Consider the following 3297-nt stretch of genomic DNA (forward strand, 5'->3'; position numbering starts at 1 on the left):
CCATCTGCACCGCCTCTTCCTGGTGCTGGGCGTCCTGCTTGCGATCGCGGCCTTCACGTTGATCAGCACAGCAATGTGGCTCCGCCACGCCATGCACGCCTCCATGCCGCAACTCGATGGCGCCATGCACGCCCCCGGCCTCAGCGCTCCGGTGACCGTCACCAGCGACGCCCAAGGTGTCCCCTCCATCCAGGCCACCAATCTCGACGACCTGCTCTTCGCCCAGGGCTTCATCACGGCCCAGGACCGCCTCTGGCAGATGGACCTCGTCCGCCGCCACGCTGCCGGTCAACTCGCCGAAATCCTCGGCCCTAATCTCGTCCCGCATGACCGTCTGCAGCGCACCCTGCAGCTCACAGAAACCGCCGACCGCGCGGTGGTGATGCTTGCCCCCGACCAGCTCCATCAGCTCGAAGCGTACGCACGCGGCGTCAACGCCTTCATCGCACAAGCTACCGGTCCTCACAACGGCCATCTGCCCGTCGAATTCCACCTCCTGCACTACACGCCCGCTCCATGGGCGCCACGAGACACCCTGCTCGTCTCGCTGGCCATGTTCCAGGACCTTTCCACCCAGTTCCCCGTAAAACTCAGCCGAGAAGCTCTCGCCGCGCACCTTTCCCCGCAGCAGATCGCGGACCTCTATCCTGTAGGTTCCTGGCGCGATCACCCTCCTACGCAACCGCCGCCAGATCTCACCACGCCGGTTCCCGAAGTCGAACAGATTCCGCTAGATCGCTCACAATCGAAGCTACAGCCGCCACAACTCGCGAATCCCACCGATCTGCTGGCACTCAGCAAAGAATTTCCGGGCCTTCGTTGCGCCGAATGCCGTGCAGGTTCCAACAACTGGGCCGTCGCGGGCTCTCGTTCGGCCTCGGGCGCGCCGCTCCTCTCAAACGACATGCACCTGGCGCTCTCCGTTCCAGGCATCTGGTACGAAGCCACGCTGCACGCCCCGGCAACTGCCACCACCCCGGCAATCGATGTAGCCGGCTTTACCCTCCCCGGTGTTCCCTTCGTTATCGTCGGACGCAACCAGCACGTAGCCTGGGGCTTTACCAACCTCGGCGGCGATGTACAGGATGTCCGCATCGAGCACCTGCGCGGCACCGGCTCCAACATGCAGTTCCAAAGCGTCGATGGCTCGTGGCAGCCTGTCGGTCATCATCCTCAGCACATCAAGGTGCGGTTCGGCCATGACGTTGACTTCGATGTCCTCAGCACCACCGAACATCTCGGCCAATCCACAATGTCTACCCGCGCCGCAGGCGTATCAGAGCTCGTTACGCCCATCATTACGCCTTTACTGAACAGCGATCATCGCGCGCTCTCACTCGCGTGGACAATCTATGACCCGACGATCATCGTTGCCCCGTTCTTCAGCGTGAACACCGCTACAGACGGAGCATCGCTGGTCGCCTCCTTCGCAACCTGGGGCGGCCCATCGCTCAACGTGATCTACGCCGACGACCAAAAGCACATCGGCTACCACGCCATCGGCGCCATCCCTGTCCGTGGCCCGGCAGTGCAGCACCTGCGCACTCTTGCCGCTCCTATTCCAGTTGGCCCTGCCCCCGCCGACGAAGAAGACCAGCTCAACGACTCCGACGAATCGCAATCTACCCACGACGCGCAGCTTCCCGCCGCGCAGCCGCCACCGACTGCTGTTCCAAGCGGCAAACCAACCTTCGATTACACAATCGGCTCACCGATATCACCAGTCCCAGTAGACGCGCTGGATGCTTCACAAATCTGGTCAGGCTACATCCCCTATGCAGAACTGCCAAACATCGTCGATCCGTCGAACGGCATCCTCGCCACAGCCAACGCACGCGTTACGCCCGACAACTACGCCTACGCCGTAGCGCTGAACTGGTCACCGCCTTACCGCGTAGAGCGCATCAACAAACTCCTTGCAGGACGCACCGGTCTTACGCCTGCGGACATGCTAGCGATCCAGGATGACATCCACTCCGAGTTCGATCTCGTTGTCTCACAACGACTCGCTTATGCCCTGGATCATGCCTCACCCACAACGCTTTCTCACGACAAGGCACGTCTGAAGCAGGCCGCCGATTTTCTCCGCGCCTGGAACGGCGAAGTCTCCATCAACGCCGCTGCACCCGCGATCGTTGACGCCACGCGGCGCGAGCTTTGGCCGATGCTCCTCTACCCGCAGATCGCCGCGCACGATCATCGCAAAAAGATCGGTTCCCACCCCGAACAGCTGCTCAACCTCTACAACTGGTCCGAACAATCGGTGGCGCTGGAGAAGCTCCTTCAAAATACTCCGGCGCGCTGGCTACCCACGGGATACACCAATTGGGACGACCTGCTCACCGATGCCGTAGAGCGCGGCCTGCGCGATGCGCACGCACCATCGAACCTTTCCACCTGGCACTATGGCCCATCGCATCCGGTAGAGATACAGCACCCGGTCTTCTCGCTGTCACCGCTCTTCGATCGTCTGCTCGGCACCCCTGCAAGCACAGGCCCGCACGCTACCAGCGGCGATGGCACGAGTGTGAAAGCGATGACCTTCAACTACGGTCCCAGCGAGCGATTCACCGCCGATCTGGCGAATCCGCAGGCGTCTCTAGGCAATATCACGACCGGTCAATCCGGCAATCCAGCGAGCCCGCATTATCTGGACCAGTTCCAGCCATGGCTCAACGGCACGACGTTCCCCATGCCCTTGCAGCCCAACGCGCAACCTGTACATACCTTGACGCTTCTACCCTGATGCCGAAAGATCGCGGAAGAGGCCTTCTCTGCGCTCTACACTCTATCCTCTACACTCTGTCTCATGCTGATCGCCTCAGTTTCGCTCAACCCACAACACGGCTTCTCAAAGTCGCCGCAGACAAGCATCACGCTCATTGCGGGCGAAGGTGTGGAGGGTGATGCGCACCGTGGGCGCACGACGCAGCACCTCTATCTCAAACGCAAAGACGCTTCCCTACCCAACCTGTGCCAGGTGCATTTGATCGCCGGCGAATTGCTGGAAGAGCTTGCTGCCAAAGGGTTTGCGTTAAATGCGGGTGATCTTGGCGAGAACGTTCTGACAACGGGATTGGACCTTCTCAGCCTGCCTGCGGGAACGTTGTTGCATCTGGGCTCGGAGGCTGTTGTTGAGGTCACAGGGCTCCGCACGCCGTGCTCGCAGATCGACGCATTTTGCGCGGGTTTGCAGGAGCAGATGTGGGGGCCGCGGGATGCGGCGAACCAGAAAACGCGGCGTGCTGGGGTGATGAGCGTGGTGCGGACGGGTGGTGTGGTGCGTGTCGAGGATCC

General features: G+C 61.6%; 2 protein-coding genes. Both read left to right on the top strand.

The features are described from left to right. Positions 1-2746, top strand: a 2746-nt coding sequence (locus tag AC5E6W_RS04875; RefSeq protein ID WP_491751140.1) for a penicillin acylase family protein, incomplete at its 5' end; no start/stop codon positions are given. Positions 2747-2809: 63 nt separating this feature from the next. Then, the coding region (locus AC5E6W_RS04880) for an MOSC domain-containing protein (protein WP_491751141.1) at positions 2810-3297 on the top strand (488 nt) is incomplete at its 3' end.

It is taken from the genome of Bryocella sp., assembly GCF_058498515.1.